This is a genomic window from Actinocatenispora sera, from assembly GCF_018324685.1.
Classification (GTDB): Bacteria; Actinomycetota; Actinomycetes; order Mycobacteriales; family Micromonosporaceae; genus Actinocatenispora; species Actinocatenispora sera.
Genome location: NZ_AP023354.1, coordinates 4715708 through 4733050 on the forward strand (window position 1 = coordinate 4715708; position 17343 = coordinate 4733050).

At 73.6% G+C, this 17343-nt stretch carries 14 protein-coding genes; 6 read left to right on the top strand and 8 right to left on the bottom strand.

Annotated elements, in window-relative coordinates:
• Window positions 1-416 precede the first annotated feature (416 nt).
• Together Asera_RS22455 and Asera_RS22460 are read right to left on the bottom strand one after the other, a co-directional pair.
• On the bottom strand, window positions 417-1466 hold the full coding sequence (locus Asera_RS22455) for a zinc-binding alcohol dehydrogenase family protein (RefSeq protein ID WP_211255560.1): 1050 nt from the start codon (window positions 1464-1466) through the stop codon (window positions 417-419).
• Window positions 1467-1574: 108 nt separating this feature from the next.
• Entirely contained in the window at window positions 1575-4091 is a 2517-nt protein-coding gene (locus Asera_RS22460) for an NHL repeat-containing protein (protein ID WP_157034785.1), read from the bottom strand.
• 239 nt (window positions 4092-4330) lie between these two features.
• On the opposite strand from Asera_RS22460, the gene nicT reads away from it, so the two are divergent.
• Both nicT and Asera_RS22470 read left to right on the top strand, forming a co-directional pair.
• The gene (gene nicT / locus Asera_RS22465; RefSeq protein ID WP_030445964.1) at window positions 4331-5446 is read left to right on the top strand and encodes a Nickel transporter NicT; all 1116 of its coding nucleotides are present in this window, start codon (window positions 4331-4333) and stop codon (window positions 5444-5446) included.
• A gap of 111 nt (window positions 5447-5557) precedes the next feature.
• Entirely contained in the window at window positions 5558-6604 is a 1047-nt protein-coding gene (locus tag Asera_RS22470; protein ID WP_051802163.1) for a hypothetical protein, read from the top strand.
• Here the strand turns inward: Asera_RS22470 and Asera_RS22475 are convergent.
• Window positions 6577-7338, bottom strand: coding sequence for a TetR/AcrR family transcriptional regulator (locus Asera_RS22475; RefSeq protein WP_030445966.1), 762 nt, complete (start codon window positions 7336-7338; stop codon window positions 6577-6579). The genes Asera_RS22470 and Asera_RS22475 overlap by 28 nt on opposite strands.
• 72 nt (window positions 7339-7410) lie before the next feature.
• On the opposite strand from Asera_RS22475, the gene Asera_RS22480 reads away from it, so the two are divergent.
• Window positions 7411-7788, top strand: coding sequence for a VOC family protein (locus Asera_RS22480; protein ID WP_030445967.1), 378 nt, complete (start codon window positions 7411-7413; stop codon window positions 7786-7788).
• A gap of 174 nt (window positions 7789-7962) precedes the next feature.
• Here Asera_RS22480 and Asera_RS22485 read toward each other — a convergent pair whose 3' ends face one another.
• Window positions 7963-8709: a hypothetical protein gene (locus Asera_RS22485; RefSeq protein ID WP_212804705.1), complete on the bottom strand. Its 747-nt coding sequence runs from the start codon at window positions 8707-8709 to the stop codon at window positions 7963-7965.
• 326 nt (window positions 8710-9035) lie between these two features.
• Here Asera_RS22485 and Asera_RS22490 point away from each other — a divergent pair, with 326 nt between their 5' ends.
• Complete coding sequence (locus Asera_RS22490; RefSeq protein WP_212804706.1) at window positions 9036-9896, top strand: SigB/SigF/SigG family RNA polymerase sigma factor; 861 nt, start codon at window positions 9036-9038, stop codon at window positions 9894-9896.
• Window positions 9897-9983: 87 nt separating this feature from the next.
• On the top strand, window positions 9984-10652 hold the full coding sequence (locus tag Asera_RS22495; RefSeq protein ID WP_030445970.1) for an alpha/beta fold hydrolase: 669 nt from the start codon (window positions 9984-9986) through the stop codon (window positions 10650-10652).
• On the opposite strand, the gene Asera_RS22500 is transcribed toward Asera_RS22495, so the two are convergent.
• A complete protein-coding gene (locus Asera_RS22500; protein ID WP_051802165.1) occupies window positions 10624-11853 on the bottom strand; it encodes an MFS transporter in 1230 nt (409 codons plus the stop codon). The two genes, Asera_RS22495 and Asera_RS22500, sit on opposite strands and share 29 nt — an antisense overlap.
• A gap of 48 nt (window positions 11854-11901) precedes the next feature.
• Here Asera_RS22500 and Asera_RS22505 point away from each other — a divergent pair, with 48 nt between their 5' ends.
• Complete coding sequence (locus Asera_RS22505; protein WP_030445972.1) at window positions 11902-12351, top strand: helix-turn-helix domain-containing protein; 450 nt, start codon at window positions 11902-11904, stop codon at window positions 12349-12351.
• A 12-nt stretch (window positions 12352-12363) separates the two neighbouring features.
• Here Asera_RS22505 and Asera_RS22510 read toward each other — a convergent pair whose 3' ends face one another.
• The 3 genes from Asera_RS22510 to Asera_RS22520 all read right to left on the bottom strand — a co-directional run bounded on the left by Asera_RS22510 (window position 12364) and on the right by Asera_RS22520 (window position 16913).
• Window positions 12364-13467, bottom strand: a complete 1104-nt coding sequence (locus tag Asera_RS22510) for a carbohydrate kinase family protein (protein WP_244843989.1) — start codon at window positions 13465-13467, stop codon at window positions 12364-12366.
• A gap of 167 nt (window positions 13468-13634) precedes the next feature.
• Entirely contained in the window at window positions 13635-15989 is a 2355-nt protein-coding gene (locus tag Asera_RS22515; protein WP_030445974.1) for a glycoside hydrolase family 65 protein, read from the bottom strand.
• A gap of 150 nt (window positions 15990-16139) precedes the next feature.
• Window positions 16140-16913: a beta-phosphoglucomutase family hydrolase gene (locus Asera_RS22520; protein WP_051802166.1), complete on the bottom strand. Its 774-nt coding sequence runs from the start codon at window positions 16911-16913 to the stop codon at window positions 16140-16142.
• Window positions 16914-17343 lie beyond the last annotated feature (430 nt).

Below are 17343 nucleotides of genomic sequence, written 5' to 3' on the forward strand. Positions count from 1 at the left end.
GTGTCAGCCGCCTGCCGGGCCTTCGCGGGTGCGGCCGGCCCCTGCTGCCAGGCGTCGGCGGGCCGGGTCGGCTCCGGAGGTACGGCGCCGGCCGGCGGGGTCGGCTCCGCAGTCACGGCGGCGGCCGGTGCGGCCGGCTTCGGGTCGGCTGCGGGCGAGGCGGCGGGTTCGGTGCCGGTCGGCCGCGGCTCGTTTTCGAGGTGAATGCGCGGATCGGTACTCATGCATCGAGCGTGCGTCGGTGCACTGCGGCCCGGCTGGCCGGTAACTGGGAGCTTGCGGGGAGTACCGGCCGTTGCTGTGCTGAGCCTGGGTCACCGCCCGCACCGGGTCCGCGCCGAACGCGGTCGGGCGCCCCGCGACGGCCCGCGCGTCGGCCCGGTCGACGGCCCGGTCGACGGCCCCGATGCGGCCGATCACCGGGCTCGTTCCGTCGCCGGTTCGGCCGGTGCGGGGTCGGGTACCAGCACCGCGGCGCCCTCGACCCGGTCGCCGGCCAGGTCGGCGAGGGCTCGGTCGGCCTGCGCCAGCGGGTACGGCGTGGTCGTCACGTGCAGGTGGTGCCGGCCGGCCAGGTCGAGAAAGCGGCGGCCGTCGTCCCGGGTGTTGGCCGTGACGCTGCGCAGGGTGCGTTCGCGAAACAGGTGCCGCTGGTAGTTCAGCGGCGGGATGTCGCTGAGGTGGATGCCGGCCACCGACAGGGTGCCGCCGGCGTCCAGCGCTGCCAGCGCCACCGGTACCAGGGTGCCCACCGGGGCGAACAGGATCGCCGCGTCCAGCGGTTCGGGCGGTGCCGCGTCGGCCGGCCCGGCGGACGCGGCACCGAGCTCCAGCGCCAGCTGCCGGGCCGCGGCGGCCCGGGTCAGTACGTGCACCGTGGCTCCCTGCGCGATGGCGAGCTGGGCGGTGAGGTGGGCGGAGGCGCCGAACCCGTAGATGCCGAGCCGGCCGCCGGCCGGCAACTCGGCGCGCAGCAGTGCCCGATACCCGATGATCCCGGCGCACAGCAGCGGGGCCAGCTCGACGTCGGAGTACCCGGCGGGCAGCCGGTAGGCGTAGCCGGCCGGCACGGTGGCGTACTGCGCGTACCCGCCGTCGGCGTCCCACCCGGTGTACCGCGACGCCAGGCACAGGTTCTCCGCGCCGGCCCGGCAGTACCGGCAGCGTCCGCAGGTGTGCCGCAGCCAGGCGACGCCGGCCCGCTCGCCGACCGCCCAGCCGGTCACCTCGGCGCCGACCGCGACGACGCGCCCGACCACCTCGTGCCCGGGCACCACGGCGGGCCGGTGCACCGGCAGGTCGCCCTCCGCGACGTGCAGGTCGGTCCGGCACACCCCGCACGCCAGCACCCGCACCAGCAACTCGTCCGCCGCCGGGGTCGGCACCGGCAGCGTCGCCGCCCGCAGCGGCCGGCGCGCCATCGGTGCCGGTTCGACCACCTGCCAGGCGCTCATCGTCTCGGGCATCGCGTACCTCCGGCTCGACGGTAGGCGATCGGCGACCGTCCCGGGGCAGCGACGGCCGCGCGCCCGGGTCCGGGGGTGCCCCGCCCCCGGGCGCGCGCGGGACACCCTTTACGGCACCAGGCGGTGCAGCCGGTACCCGTCCTGGACGTAGTACAGGTTGCCGTAGCGGTCGGCGGTCAACCCCTCCACGGTGCCCTCGCGCAGCACCGTGGCGTGCATCGTCCGCGGGTCGAGCCGGAACACGTACCGGCCGTGGATGGTGCCGTAGATGGCGCCGTCCGCGCCGGTGAGCAGGTACGCGTCGTGCGCGTCGATCAGGTCGGCGCCGGGCACGTCCAGTTCCGGGAAGATCCGCTGGTCCGCGACGAACCGCCCGCTGGACGGGTCGTACACCAGCACGTGGTCCTCGGCGATCATCCAGAGCCGGTGGTCGGGGCCGACGGTGAGCCCGAGCACGGTACGCAGCCCGCGGCTGGGCAGCGCGATCTCGTGGTGCGCGCCGGTCTTCGGGTCGTACGCGAGCAGCACCGCCTCCTGCTGCGACGGCTCGACCCCGAGCCCGCCCCAGATCGACGTCCCGCCGTACACCATGCCGTCCAGGTAGGCCAGGCTCGCCACGGTGCGGTCGTGCGCGATGTCCGGATGCGTCACGCAGGAGCCGGTCGCCGGGTCGTAGACGGCGAGCGCGCCGGTGAGCTTGCCGTACCCGGCCTCGGTGCCGATGACGAGCGTGCCGCCGGCGTTCACCATCCCGTACGGGCGATCCTGGTCCTGGTCGGTCAGCGAGCAGACCTTGACCGGGTTGGTGCCGGACTTCCACGGCTGGGACGGCCGGTAGGCGTAGATGTTGGCGCCGGGGTAGCCGCCGAAGTACATCGTGTCGCCGATGACGGCGGCGCCCTCGACCTGCGGTACCCCGGTGTACTGGACGTCGGCGTCGGAGCGCATCGGGGTGTACACGCCGGTACCGCCGCTCAGGAAGCCGGAGGTGTAGATCTTGCCGTCCGGGCCGAGCAGCGGGGTCTGCAGGTTGGTCGGCGCCGCCGGTACGCCGGCCGGGCGCTGCGAGCTCACCTCGCCGCTTGCGGTGTCGACGCGCATCACCACCGGGCCCGTGGAGGTGTTGCCGGCGGCCTCCAGTACCGGTGCCGGGCCGCTGGTGTCCACGCTCCAGGACCGGCCGGCGGCCGGCAGGCCGCTCGCCACCGCGGCCGACGTGCCGGCCGCCAGGTCGTAGCGCATCAGCTTGGAGCCGCTCAGGTAGTACACGCCGCCGTCGACCACCGGGGACGCACCGGGGTAGCGCACCTTGGGGATGTCGGTGACCTTCGTGGCGGTCACGGTGTCGCCGCTGGCGGTCACCTTCATGATCAGCAGGTGCCCGTCGCCGGTGTCCGACAGGTTCGCGAACACGTAGCCGCCGCCGGCCTCCAGCGAGTAGGTGAACTCCTCCGCGGCGTACTCGGCGGGCAGGATGTCGGTGCAATGCGTGCCGCCGCCGGGGCAGGCCATCAGGTGCGCGTGCGAGCCGATCCCGGCGTACATCACGTCGTTGGTCGGGTCGTACGCGACGCTGCGCACGTACTGCTCGGGCGCGATCACCGGCCGGTCGCCGACCTGCCGGAACCCGTCGGCCGGTGAGTAGCGGAAGGCGCCGCCGGACGGGTAGGTGCCGCCGTACACGCTGCCGTCCGGTCCGGCGGTGACGTCCCAGACGAACGTGTCGCCCTCGATCGGCTGCCCCAGGTCCTGCACCGATGCGGCGCCCGGTACGTACCGGTAGAGCCGGCCGTTCTTCGTGGTGTCGTCGAAGTTGTAGCTGCCGACGTAGATCGACCCGTCGGTGGCGGTGGTGGCGTTCCACGCGCCGGTGGCGCCGGTCAACGGCAGGTCGACGCTGACCTCCCCGGTGGCCTCGGTGATTCCGACCAGGTGGGCGTCCCAGTTGCTCGCGCCGGTGACCACCAGGTACGCGGTGCGCACGCCGGCGCCGTCCACCCCGAACGTCGTCGCGTTGATGGACGCCTTGCCCACCTGCGAGCCGAGATCGGTGTCGGTCGCCGTGATCAGCGCGTCGTCGGCCCACACCGTCGCCTTGGCGACGTCGAGGCGCACCGCGACCGTCGCGGTACCGGTGGGCGCGGTCGCGGCGGCAGACACGGTCGACCAGGCGGCGCCCGCGCTGCTGGCCGGGCCGCCGGACACGTCGAGCACGGTGCCGTCCGCGGCGGCGAACACCAACCGCAGCCGGGTACTGGCCTGCGGACCCGAGACCTGCAGGAACGCGTGGTACGTCGTACCGGCGTGCGCGTCGACGGGGTCGGCGACGGCGGCCGGGGCGGGGCAGTCCGCGGCGGGGGAGAGCCGCAGGCTGGCCGCGCCGTCGGTGTGCCGGTCGGTCACGGTGGTGCCGTGGCAGGCGGGATCCGGCCGCGGGATGCCCTTTCCGGCTCGGCCGAAAGTCCACCCGTCGGTACCGGACTCGAAGCTGTGGTTGCCGATGAGCAGGTCGCCGGGGTCGGCCGGCGCGGCCCGGGCGGCGCCCTGCGCGGGGCCGACGAGGGCACAGACCGCCAGTACGGCGGCGGCGAGGAGGGGAGCGGTACGAACACGCCGAGCAGACACGAGGGCCACCCTTTCGGGATGTCGGGGAGCTGCCACCCTGTTTGAGGCCATGACCGTAATGAAGTACGTAGCAAAGGTCAATGGCGGTCGCGCCTGGTGGGATGGCCGCCGGGCCGCCACCGATCGCGGTGCCAGGCGTGGCTAATTGCACATCTCTTGCAGGAACCAAGACTGCGGCTTTAGGGTCTGGACGTGCCGACACTTCATCGCGACGCGCCGGGTCACCGCCGGAGGGCGTCATGACCGGTTCGTCATCTGCAGCGCCGACCCGCACCCGCCGCCGGCTGTCCGCCGGCGAGCGCCGGCGGTTGATCGGCATGGGACTGTTCGTGCTGGCCCTGCACGTCGTCGGCTGGGGACTGCTGGTCACCCTGGTGGCGCCCGCGCAGTACCGGGTCGGCGGCCAGATCTTCGGCATCGGCCTCGGCGTCACCGCGTACACGCTGGGCATGCGGCACGCGTTCGACGCCGACCACATCGCCGCGATCGACAACACCACCCGCAAGCTGATGGGTGACGGGCAGCGACCGGTGTCGGTCGGGTTCTGGTTCTCGCTCGGCCACTCCTCGGTGGTGTTCGGGCTGTGCGCGCTGCTCGGGTTCGGCGTGCGTACCCTCGCCGGCCAGGTGGAGAACGACTCGTCCACCCTGCAGACCGTCACCGGCCTGATCGGCACGCTGGTCTCCGGCGTGTTCCTGGTGATCATCGCGGTGCTCAACCTGGCCGTGCTGACCCGCATCGCGAAGGTGTTCCGCCGGATGCGCTCCGGCCACTTCGACGAGGCGGAGCTGGAGGAGCAGCTCGACAAGCGCGGCTTCGTCAACCGGATCCTCGGCGGCGCCACCCGGGCGGTCCGCAAGCCGTGGCACATGTACCCGATCGGGCTGCTGTTCGGGCTGGGCTTCGACACCGCGACCGAGGTCTCGCTGCTGGTGCTCGCCGGTGGCGCGGCGGCGTTCGCGCTGCCCTGGTACGCGATCCTGACGCTGCCGATCCTGTTCGCCGCGGGCATGTCCCTGCTGGACTCGATCGACGGCTCGTTCATGAACTTCGCGTACGGCTGGGCGTTCGCCAAGCCGGTGCGCAAGGTCTACTACAACCTCACGATCACCGCGCTGTCGGTGGCGGTGGCGCTGATCATCGGCGTCATCGAGCTGCTGTCGGTACTGGCCGAGAAGCTGTCGATATCGACCGGCCCGCTGGCCTGGATCGCCGGGCTGGACCTCAACTACGTCGGGTTCGTGATCGTCGGGCTGTTCGTGGTGATCTGGGGCATCGCTCTGCTGACCTGGCGGTTCGGTCGGATCGAGCAACGCTGGAACGCCCGGCTGCGCACCGAGACCGTCGACGACTGACCGCTGCCGGCGCGACTCCGTTCCCCCCGACCCGCCGGGGCCCGGCCGGTACGGTGTCCGCCGCCCGCTCGCCCCTAGCCTGTAACAGGCGGGTCGGGCGAGGGGGAGCGGATGGCGCAGAGCACGTCACGGGCCGGTTGGTGGCAGGCGGCGCGGCCGGTTCGGGCGCTCGGCCTGGTCCGGGCGCTGGACGGCGGCCGCAACATGCAGCTGATGGTGCTGGCCGGCATCGTCACCGTGCTGGTGACCCGGCTGTACCTGGCCGCCACCGGGTACCCGCAGATCGGCGGCGGCAGCCTGCACATCGCGCACGCGCTGTGGGGCGGGCTGCTGATGCTGATCGGCCTGGTCGTCGCGCTGCTGTTCGCCGACCGGACTGCCCGGCTGGTGACGGCGCTGGCCGGCGGCGTCGGGCTCGGGCTGTTCGTCGACGAGGTCGGCAAGTTCATCACCCGGACCAACAACTACTTCTTCGCCCCGGCCGCCGGCGTGATGTACCTGCTGTTCGCCGCCCTGGTGCTGCTGGTGCTGAAGGTACGCACCCGGCGGCGCGGCGGGCCCGCCGCCGACGCCGCGGCGGCCGCGGTGCTCGCCGCCGGCGGGTTGACCGGCGGGCTGACGGTACGGCAGCGCAGCGAGGCGATGCGACTGGTCGCCGATCGCGAGGACGCCGCGGCGCTCGGGGTCCGGTACCTGATCGCGGCGGCACCGTCGCGATCGGAACTGCGCCCCGCGGCGAGTCGGCTCGACCCGCTGCGCCGCTTCGTCCGGCGCGTGGTGAACTGGCGGTTCCTGCCGCCGGTCCTGATCGGCGTGCTGAGCGTGTCGCGGGTCGTCGTGGCGGTGGTGTTCGTGGTGCAGGCCATCGTGGCGCTGGCCAACGACGACCAGTCGCTGCTCGGCCGGGAGTTCGGGGCGGTGCTCGCGAGCGCGCTGACCCGCACCGCCGAGGCGGTGCTGAGCGTGATCGGCGCGCTGCGCTGGCGCCGGAACCGGGCCTCCGGCTACCGGTGGCTGATCGCCGCGCTGTACGTGAACCTGTTCGTCACCCAGCTGTTCAACTTCACCGACAGCCAGTTCGGCGCGCTCGCCGATCTCCCCAGCGTGCTGGTGATGCTGGGCCTGCTGACCTACTGGCGGCGCCGCGACGCGGCCTGATCGATCAGCACGCCGAGCCCGTCGAGCACCCGGGCCAACCCGAACTCGTACGCCTGCGCCGGGTCGTACGCGCTGCCCCGCTCGGCGCCGGCCGCGGCGCCGATGCGGACCGCGCGCGGGTAGGCGGACTCGTCGAGGATGCGCGACAGCAGCGGCCCGGCCTGCTGCCACCACTGCCGATCGGTACCGCCCGCGGCGGCCCCGGCGCGCTCGTCGCGGGCGTTGGCGTACACGAAGCCGAGCAGGTAGCTCAGCGCGTCGTCGCGGGCCACGTCGGGCAGATCGAGCCCGTCGAAGGCGGCCAGCTCGTGCTCGTACTTGGCCATCAACCCGGGGCCCAGCGGCGGCCGCGCGGTGTAGACGTCGGCCACCCACGGGTGGTCGCGGCACAGCTGCCGGTTCTCCGCGGCGATCGCGGTGAGCCGCTCCCGCCAGTGCCGTCCGGTGCTGTCGGTGCGGTCCATCGCCTGGTACGCGGCGTCCAGCATCAGGTCCAGCAGCTCGGCCTTGCCCGGAACGTAGGTGTAGACGGTCATCGCGGAGACGCCGAGCCGTTCGCCGACCCGCCGGATGGTCAGCCCGGCGAGTCCGTCGGTGTCGGCGAGCGTGGTGGCAGCGGCGACCACGTCGGCGACGGTGAGGCCGGGACGCGGGCCCCGGCGCCGCGGCGCGACCGCACCCCAGAGCAGGCGCAGGGTCTTCGCCGCATCGCCACCGCCGGTTCGTTCCGTCACCGCCCGATCCTCGCAGAGCGCCAGCCGAGGCGTTATGCTGTACAACGTATAGAGTTCTCGGGAGGGGTCTTCATGCAGGTGACCGCGTCGGCGGTGTCATTGACGGTGAACGACGTCGCCGCCTCGAGCGCGTTCTTGTGCCGCCACTTCGGCTTCGCCGAACAGATGGGGGCGGACGGGTTCGCCTCGCTGGCGCGCTCCGATGTCGGGATGAACGTGATCTTCCTGCGCCGCGGGCTGCCGACGCTGCCGGCCGACCAGCGCGACGAGCACGCCGCCGGGCTCATTCTCGCCCTCACCGTGGCCGACCTGGACGCCGAGTTGGCCAGGCTACGAGCCGAGGGCGTGCCGATCACCATGCCGCTGACGGTGGAGGAGTGGGGCGAGCGCGCCTTCCAGGTGCGCGACCCGAACGGCGTCATCGTCCAGCTCGTCGACTGGAACGGCTGACCGCAGCGACCCGCCGGCGCGGGGTCGACGAGATCGCCACCTGGCCGGGCAGCGAGCTACGTCGCCGGAGGCCGGCGGGCGACGAGCTCAGTGCCGAGAACCGGCGGGCCACGACCGCCGCACGGCGTCCCGGCGGGGCGAAGCGAGGTCAGCGCCGGACCCGGGCGAGCGAACTCAGCGCCGGGTCCGGCGAGCGATCAGCGCCGGGTCCCCGCGAGCGGGTTCAGCGTCGGGTCCCGGCGCCCGGCAGGCGCACCGCGCGACGGGCCGGCACCCGGGGCGACGGCTCGGCGCCGGCCCCGCCAGCGCCGCGGTGATCTCGATCGACCCGGCGAGCAGCTCGTACAGCATCGGGTCCGGGTCGGCGATGCAGGCGGTGGCCACGCCGTCGACCGCCCCGGTCACCGTGGCCGGCGCCGCATAGCGGCGGAACGCCTTGGCCGAGGGGGAGAACCCGGGGCTGAACTCGCGGGCCCAGCGCCACGCGTGCGGCACCCCGGACAGCGCCGCCCGGCTCGCCTCGTCGAGGTACTCCTCCGGCCGGTCGTCGAGCGCGTTGGTGAGCCGGTTCGCCGACAGGACGGCGACCGCGAGGCCGCGCTGGCGTTCGGCGGCGACGACCGGCAGCGCGGTGATCGCGCAGTGCAGCGCGATGCCCACCTCGATCCGGATGTCGTCGCCGGTCAACCCGATCACCGACGGGATCAGCGCGGCGAGCCGGGCCCGGCCGGCGTCGCTGATCCGGTCGTTGACCTGGCGGGCGGTCGCGGCCAGCAGCGGATGGGTGCAGGCCGGGTGGTCGCTCCAGCGCTCGCCGGCCAGGTAGGACGCCATCTCCATGAAGCAGGCGCCGCGCCGCGGGTTGCGGTGCCGGCCGCGCGACAGCACGGGGACCAGGTCGGGCGTACGGGTCATGGACATCGTTGCCCCCTCGGGCGGATCAGTACCCGTTCGACCCCAGTCTGCGCCACCCGGTCGGCCACGTCGAGGCGATCTGCCCGGCCGGAACCACGCGGGTGACCCTGCGGTACCCCGACGCGGGGTCGTTTCGGCGCGGCGGCGAGCGGGTACGGACAAAACACCCACCGCACCGGCGGCAGCGGGGCCATCATGGGAGGACGGGCAGCGTCGCGCCAGCCGCAGCGGATGGCCGACGACATCCGGGGGGTGGATGGCTCGTGCCGTACCAGAACGACCCGTCGTTTCGGCAGGCGGACGAACAGCTCACGGTGATGCGGTCGTGTCCGGTGGGCGATCCGCGACGGGCCGCGGCCCGTTCCGCGGCGGTCCTCGGCTACCTGCCGGTCGCCGACCGCATCGCCCGACGGTACGCGCAGCGGGGCGAGCGGCTCGACGATCTGACCCAGGTGGCCCGGCTCGGCCTGATCAAGGCGGTGGACGGCTTCGACCCGGAGCTCGGCCCGTTCCTCGGCTATGCGGTGCCCACCGTCGCGGGCGAGTTGAAGCGGTACTTCCGGGACGCGTGCTGGAACGTGCGGGTGCCGCGCCGGCTGCAGGAGCTGCGGTTGGCGGCGGCCGCGGCCGCCGAACGGATGGCGCAGCGTACCGGCCGGGAACCCGGCACCGTCGAACTCGCCGCCGAGCTGGGTGTCGCCACCCGTGAGCTGACCGCCGCGCTGGCCACGGCCAGCGCGTACACGCCGGTGTCGCTGGACGCGCCGGTGTCGCTGGACGCGCCGGGCGGCGGCGACGGGATCGAGCTCGTCGAGCGGCTCGGTGAACCGGACGAGCGGGTCGAGCAGGTACCCGACCGGGTGTCGTTGCGGCCCGCGCTGCGGCGGCTGCCGGAGCGGGAGCGCCGGGTGCTTGCGATGCGGTTCTTCGAGCAGCGCACGCAGGCCGAGATCGGCGCCGCGGTGGGGCTGTCCCAGATGCACGTGTCCCGGCTGATCGCGCGGACGCTGGTCGGGCTGCGCGACTGGATCGACGGCGACGCCAGCCGGGTCGAGGTGTGCCGGCCCCGCCGCCGTCCGGCCCGGCGCCCGGTGGAGGGGCGCTCGGCCACGACCGGGCGTCCGACCGCCGCGCCGGAGCGGTCGCGGGCGCCGCGGCTCGCGGCGGCGAAGTCGTCGGCGCGAGCGGCATGACCACCCGAACGGACATGGCTCGCCCCGGGCGGGCCCCACCGAGCCCGGCGCGGGGCGATGATGGGGGAACGGCGTAGGGAGGATCCGATGGCGACCTTCGTGCTGATCGCCGGCGCCTGCCACGGCGGCTGGTGGTACGCCCCGCTGGCGCACCGGCTGCGCGAGTACGGCCACCGGGTCTTCACGCCGACGCTGACCGGCCTGGGGGAGCGGGCGCACCTGCTGTCCGGCACCGTCAACCTCGACACCCACATCGAGGACGTGCTGGCGGTGTTCGCGGCCGAGCAGCTGCGCGAGACGATCCTGGTCGGGCACAGCTACGGCGGGATGGTCGTCAGCGGCGTGGCCGACCGGGCACCGGAGTCGGTGGACGCGCTGGTCTACCTGGACGCGTTCGTACCCGACGACGGCGACTCCTGCTGGCGGCTGACCACCGAGGAGCAGCGCAGCTGGTACCTGGATGTCGGGGAGACCGGCTTCGCGGTGCCGCCGCTGCCGTTCTACGACCGCCGGGCCACCCCGCACCCGCTCGCCTCGCTGCTGCAACGCGTCCGGCTGACCCGCGACCTGTCCGCGTTCCGCCGGCGCGACTACGCCTACGCGCTGCGCTGGCCCACGGCGTCGCCGTTCGAGCCGACCTGGCGCCGGCTGCGTACCGACCCGGAGTGGACGGTGCACGAGCTCGACAGCGAGCACGACCTGCTGCGCGACGCACCCGACCAGGTCCTCAAGATCCTCCTCGACGCAGCCGCCTGACCGGTTCGGGCATCAGGATCCGGACCGCGACGGCGGTCGCGACCGTGGCCAGGGCGAACAGGTTGAGGGCGACGGGCAGTCCGGTGAGTGCGACCGCGGCCGGTGCGACGAGCGAACCGGCCACCAGACCGAGCGCGTCGGCGGCGGAGAAGGCGGCGCGGGCCCGGCCGAGTACCGCGTTGGGGGTCTCGACCTGCAGCCGGTGTTGCGTGGCAACCAGCATCGTGGCGCCGGGTGCGCCGGCCAGCGCGGTACCGATCGTCGCCACGAGCAGCGTCGGCGCGTCCACCATCACCAGATACCCCGCCCCGATCGCCAGGTAGCAGACCGCGAGCACGGTACGGGTGGGGTAGCGCGCGACGATGCGCCGGCTGATCGCGGCGCCGGCGAGGTATCCCACCCCGAGCCCGCCGAGCAGGTACCCGACGTCCGAGCCCGGGTTGCCGAGCCGCACCGCGACCAGCGGTACGAGCAGGGCGGTCAGCGCGGCGTTCGCGGTGCCGAAGACCAGTGCGGTGCCGAGCATCCCGCGCAGCAGCCGGCTGCGGGCCACCAGCCGTACCCCTTCGCGCAGGTCACCGGACAGCCGCCGGCCGGATGCCGGCGGCCCGGTCGGTGCGCGCCGCAGGGCCGCCGACAGCGCCGCGGAGACCAGGTAGCTGGCCAGGTCGATCGCGACGACGGCGGTGGGGCCGAACGCGGACAGCAGGACGGTGCCGGCGGGCGGGCCGCCCAGCCGCACGGCCCCGCCGACGAACGCGAGCGCCGCGTTCGCCCGGACCAGACCCGGACCGGTGCCGGCGACGATCGGCAGTACCGCGGTGATCGCCGGGGTGAAGAAGCAGGTCGCGGCGCTCTCCACGAACAGCCCGAGGTAGAGCAGCGGCAGCCGCTGCGGCGTGGTCGCGAAGAGCATCAGCGCCACGCCGGCGGCGGCGCCGAGGTCGGCGGCGACGAGGATCGTCCGCCGGTCGATCCGGTCGGCCACCGCACCGGCGACCGGCCCGACCAGCAGCGGCGGCGCGGCCTGCAGCAGCAGCGTCAGGCTGGTGGCCAGGGTCGACCCGGTGATCCGGAAGACCTGGTAGGGCACCGCCACGACGAGCAGCCAGGAGCCGACGAGCGACACGGTACGGCCGGTCAGCAGCAGCCGCAGGTCGCGCTGGCCACCGCCGGCCCACCGGGCGAGGGGGATCCACATGGCGCGGCAGTCTATTTTCACAGAACATCATATGGCAAGATAACTTCTGTGGAGATAGAAGATCTCGGTCGGCAGCTGCGCGCCCGCCGCCTCGCTCACGACGCCACCCTCGCCGCGGTCGCCGAACGCGCCGGCCTGTCGGTGCCCTACATCGCCAACCTGGAGAACGGGCGCGGCAACCCGACCCTCGCCGCCCTCGACCGGCTCGTCGCGGCGCTCGGCGCCCGGCTGGTCGTCGTCCTCGCCGAGCCCGACGCCGCGCCCGGCGACGACGCCGCCGGCCCGCCGGCGAGCCTCACCCGGTTCGCCCAGTCGACCCGCTTCCGCGCCACCGCCCGCCGCCTCGCCGAGCACACCGGCCGTGCCGAACCGGCGGTACGCGAGCTGCTGATCGAGGCGATGACCAGACTCGGCACGCTCGCCCCGGACGGCGGTGCCACCGACCGCGACTGGCAGCGCGTGCTGGACGCGGCCACCCTCGTCGCCACCGCGGACTGACCGCGACCAGGCTCAATGCAGGTCGGACTGGCGGGCGATGGTCGCGGCGGCGCGGCGCACCGCACCCGGCGGCGCCGAGGGGACCACGCCGTCCAGGAACGCGTACCGCCGGCGCAGCGACGCGTGGTAGGCGTCGGTGCTGCCGCAGTCGCGTACCGCGTGCCACCAGTCGGCGAGGTCGCCCCAGCCCGGTGCGGCGAGCGAACCGCCGAACTGCTGCACCGACAGCGCCGAGCAGGCGCCGGCGAACGCCAGCCGGTCGTCGAGCGGCCAGCCGGCGAGCGTACCGAGGACCATGCCGGCGCCGAACACGTCGCCGGCGCCGGTCGCGTCCAGCGCATCCACCCGGGGTGCCGGTACCCGGGCCTCCTCGCCGGTGGTGGAGTCGATGGCCAGGGCGCCGTTCGCGCCGTCGGTGACCACCGCGAGCGGTACCAGGTCGGCCAGCGCCCACAGCGCGTCCTGGGCGCTGTCGGTACGGGTGTAGGCCATCGCCTCGGTCGCGTTGGGCACGAACGCGTGGCAGCGCGACAGCCGGTCCAGCACCTGCCGGTCCCAGCTGCCGCTCGCGTCCCAGCCCACGTCGGCGAACACCAGCGCGCCGGCGTCGACCATCGGATCGGCCCAGCCGGTCGTGCCGGCCTGGCCGAACCCGTCCTCGTTGGACAGGTCGACGAAGATCGTCGCGGACCTCGGTGGGGTGCCGACGATCCGTGCCGCCGGCACCGGCGCGTCGTGCCCGTGGGTGACCATCGACCGGTCGCCGTGGCAGGCCATCGACACCGTCACCGGCGAATGCCAACCCTCGAACCGGCGCGACCGCGACAGGTCGACGCCCTCCTGCTCGTTCAGCGTGCGCCAGCAGAAGTCGCCGTAGTCGTCGGAGCTGAACGCCGCCGCGAGCGAGGTGCGCAGTCCCAGCCGGGACGCGGCGATCGCGAGGTTCGCGATGCCGCCGGGGCACGAGCCCATGCCCTCGGCCCACACCTCGGTACCCGAGCCCGGCGGCTGGGCGAGCCCGGTGAACACGATGTCCAGGAACACGGTGCCGTAGACGAACAGGTCGAACTGTGGGCCGTCCGCGGTCCGCGTCGCCGCCAGTGGATCGAACGCCACGATCCGCCCTCGCTTCCCGTTCGTGCCGAACGCCCCGCGCCGCACCGGTCGCCCGTCACCCGCGGCCGTACGGCCGGGCCGCGGCGCACGAACGGCCGTGGCGCCAGGCTAATCCGCGGCGCCGTGCCGCCGCCCGGGTTCGGACCGGGACGGCGGCCGCGGGTACCTCAGGGCTCCCGGCGCCGGGGTGCCCGCCCCGGCGGCTGCAGCGGAGCCGGCCAGTTCGGCGCCGGCGGGATCGACCGGGTCACCGGATCGCCGGGAGCGAGCATCATCTGCTCACCGTGGTGGCTGATCGGGATCGCCGGACCGTCGGTGAGCGAGTACGTGGCCGTCTCGCCGGTCACCTCCACCCGCAGGTGATGGCCGCGGATCAGCATCCGGAACGCCACCCGGGACAGCCCCCGCGGCAGCCGCGGTGCGAACGCCAGCCCCTCCTCGGAGTCGCGCAGCCCGCCGAACCCGGCCACCAGCGCCAGGCACGCCCCGCCCAGCGAGGCCATGTGCAGCCCGTCCTTGGTGTTGGCGTGCAGGTCGTCCAGGTCGGTCAGGGCCGCCTCGGCGAGGTAGTCCAGTGCCAGGTCCAGGTGGCCGCACTCGGCGGCGATCACCGCCTGGCTGCACGCCGACAGCGACGAGTCCCGTACCGTGATCGGCTCGTAGTAGGCGAAGTTGCGCGCCTTCTGCTCCGGAGTGAACGCCTCCCCGCAGGTCTGCATCGCAAGCACCAGGTCGGCCTGCTTGACCACCTGCTTGCGGTAGATGTCGAAGTACGGGAAGTTCAGCATCAACGGGTACCGGCTGCCGGTGGCGGCGAAGTCCCAGTGCTCGTGGCTGGTGAATCCCTCCGACTGCGGATGCACGCCGAGCGTCTCGTCGTACGGGATGGTCATCGCCTTCGCCGCGTCCCGCCAGGACGCCATCTCCTCGACGTTGACCGAGAGCTCGTTCGCCTGCGCCGGATAGCGTTCGGCCACGTCGGCCGCCGCGATCAGGTTCCGCCGCGCCATCAGGTTGGTGTAGACGTTGTTGTCGGAGATCGCCGAGTACTCGTCCGGCCCGGTCACCCCGTCGATGCGGAACTGGCCGTGCGTGTCGTGGTGGCCCAGCGAGCGCCACATCCGCGCCGTCTCCACCAGCAGCTCCAGCCCCACCTCGCGCTCGAAGTCGCGGTCGTCGGTGGCCTGCACGTACCGCACCACAGCGTGCGCGATGCCGGCGCCGAGGTGGAACGCGGCGGTTCCGGCCGGCCAGTAGCCGGAACACTCCTCGCCGCGGATGGTGCGCCACGGGAACACCGCGCCCGCCAGCCCCAGTTGCTGGGCCCGGTCCCGCGCCATCGGCAGCGTGTTGTGCCGCCAGCGCAGCGCCTGCTCCACGGCCTGCGGCACGCTGTAGGTCAGTACCGGCAGCACGAAGATCTCGGTGTCCCAGAACGAGTGCCCGTCGTAGCCGGGACCGGTCAACCCCTTGGCCGGGATCGCCCGCTGCTCGGCCCGGGCACTGGCCTGCAGGACGTGGAACAGCGCGAACCGGATCGCCTGCTCGATCTCGGTGTCGCCGTCGACCTCGACCGAGGCACCCTGCCAGAACTCGTCGAGGTACTTGCGCTGCTCGGCGAGCAGCCCGTTCCAGCCGGTGAACCGGGCCGCCGACAGGGCGGCGGCGACCTGGTCGCGCACCGCCGGCACCGACCGGTACGAGGACCAGCCGTAGGCGAGGAACTTGACCAGCCGCAGCTTCTGCCCGGGGCGCAGCACGGTGGCGATGGTGGTCCGGGCCAGGTCGTCGAACGACTCGGTCGCCACGTGCAGGTTGACCTCTTCGGGCACCGTGATCCGGTGGTCCATCCCGGCCGCCACCCGCAGCCCGGAGCGCGCCGTCTGGTGGATCAGGATCGCGCCCCGCTCGCCGGACACGCCGTTGTGCTCGGCCCGCAGCGGCGCCTCCAGTACCGCGGCGGCGCGCGGGTCACCGGACTGCTCGGGCAGCTGCTCGTTGGCCACCAGCTCGGACTGCAGCACCACCCGGGCCGGGCCGTCGACCGGCTCCACCTCGTAGCAGATCGCCGCGATCGCCCGCTGGGTGAACGAGACCAGCCGGGTCGAGGTCACCTGCACGGTACGGCCGGCCGGCGAGGTCCAGGTGACGTCGCGGCGCAGCACGCCGTCGCGGAAGTCCAGGTTGCGCTCGTGCGCGCGCAGCGTGCCGTACCGCAGGTCGAACGGCTCGTCGTCGACCATCAACCGGATCAGCTTGCCGTTGGTGACGTTGATGACCGTCTGCCCGGACTCCGGATAGCCGTACCCGGCCTCGGCGTACGGCAGCGGGCGCAGCTCGAACACGCCGTTGAGGTACGTGCCCGGCAACCCGTGCGGCTCGCCCTCGTCCAGGTTGGCCCGCAGCCCGATGTGCCCGTTGGACAGCGCGAACACCGACTCCGACTGGGCTATCCGGTCCAGGTCGAGGCTCAGTTCGCGCAGGCACCAGGGCTCCACGGTGAACGCCCGGCCAGTAGTCATGGTTCCCCGATCTTCATGGTTCGTGGTGTACGCCGGCGCCGGCGCCATTCGACGCCGTTACGGCAAGCATGGGTGATGGTGTGGTTGTCCGGTGGCCGGTCCGCCCGGTGTCACCGGATCGCCGACGGCGCCCGGGTGCTGCGGTCCGGGTCAGTGCCGCGCGGTATGCGGCTCTGCCTCGGGGATGTCGGCGTCGATGAGCTCGGCGAGGTCGCCGACGACCAGGTCGGCGCCGTGCTCGCGCAGCGCGTCGGCCTGGCCGGACCGGTCGACCCCGATGACCAGGCCGAACCTGCCGGCCCGGCCGGCCGCGACGCCGGACAGCGCGTCCTCGAACACGGCCGCCTCGCCGGGCGCCACGCCCAGGGTGCGGGCCGCGGCGAGGAACGTGTCCGGTGCCGGCTTGCCGGCCAGGCCGTCGCGCGCGGCGACGACCCCGTCCACGATCTCCTCGAACAGGTCCTGGATGCCGGCCGCCGCCAGCACGTCGCGGCAGTTCGCGCTGGAGGACACCACGGCCCGGCGCAGGCCGGCCCGGCGCGCGGCCAGCACGTACCGCACCGAGCCGGGGTAGGCGTCCACGCCCTGGTCGTGGATCAGCCGCAGCACCAGCTCGTTCTTCCGGTTGCCCAGGCCGCGCACGGTCTCGGCGCTCGGCGGGTCGTCGGGCGAGCCCTCCGGCAGGGTGATGCCGCGGGAAGCGAGGAACGAACGGGTCCCGTCCTGCCGCGGCTTCCCGTCGACGTACCGGTCGTAGTCGCTCTGTGTGAAGGGCTGCGCGATGGCATGCTCACGGCGCGCACGCTCTTCGAGGTACGCGTCGAACATCTGCCGCCACGCCTCGGCATGCACCACGGCGGTGCGGGTGAGCACACCGTCAAGATCGAACAGGCAGGCGCGGACGCCGTTCGGAAGCCCCAACACGGCACCGATAGTAACGGCGAACAGGGGGATTGGAACGTCGTGGCGCGGCGCGCCGTGCGCCGTGGCCTCCCCGTGATCTAGCCGTCCGCCGGTTCGGGGAGGTGGCCATCGCCCGATCTCGGCCCCGTCGCGGTCGCCCGACCTGCACCGGGGGCGATCTTGCATGGCGTGACGAGCATGAGTCAGTTACCTAGGAAGCAATGCGGAGCGTGGCGCAGCTCACGCGACCGAGCACGAAGCAGGACCAATCACACATCCGGCACTGCCGTCGACGGCAACCGGCTCGCAACCACCACGAAGGGTGCCGCCGGAGGCGCGGGAGCGTGCGGGACGGTGGGCCGCGGGAGGCGCCCTCACCGGCACGGACCAGCGGGCGTGACGGGGAGGCGCGGTTCAGCGCCGCGGGAGGGGCATGTGCGGCTCAGCGCGC

Bases quoted from the DNA above. Each gene is read 5' to 3' on its own strand.
- Asera_RS22455 (WP_211255560.1), bottom strand. From the start codon at position 1,466: ATGCCCGAGACGATGAGCGCCTGGCAGGTGGTCGAACCGGCACCGATG.
- nicT (WP_030445964.1), top strand. From the start codon at position 4,331: ATGACCGGTTCGTCATCTGCAGCGCCGACCCGCACCCGCCGCCGGCTG.
- Asera_RS22470 (WP_051802163.1), top strand. From the start codon at position 5,558: ATGGCGCAGAGCACGTCACGGGCCGGTTGGTGGCAGGCGGCGCGGCCG.
- Asera_RS22480 (WP_030445967.1), top strand. From the start codon at position 7,411: ATGCAGGTGACCGCGTCGGCGGTGTCATTGACGGTGAACGACGTCGCC.
- Asera_RS22485 (WP_212804705.1), bottom strand. From the start codon at position 8,709: ATGTCCATGACCCGTACGCCCGACCTGGTCCCCGTGCTGTCGCGCGGC.
- Asera_RS22495 (WP_030445970.1), top strand. From the start codon at position 9,984: ATGGCGACCTTCGTGCTGATCGCCGGCGCCTGCCACGGCGGCTGGTGG.
- Asera_RS22500 (WP_051802165.1), bottom strand. From the start codon at position 11,853: ATGTGGATCCCCCTCGCCCGGTGGGCCGGCGGTGGCCAGCGCGACCTG.
- Asera_RS22515 (WP_030445974.1), bottom strand. From the start codon at position 15,989: ATGACTACTGGCCGGGCGTTCACCGTGGAGCCCTGGTGCCTGCGCGAA.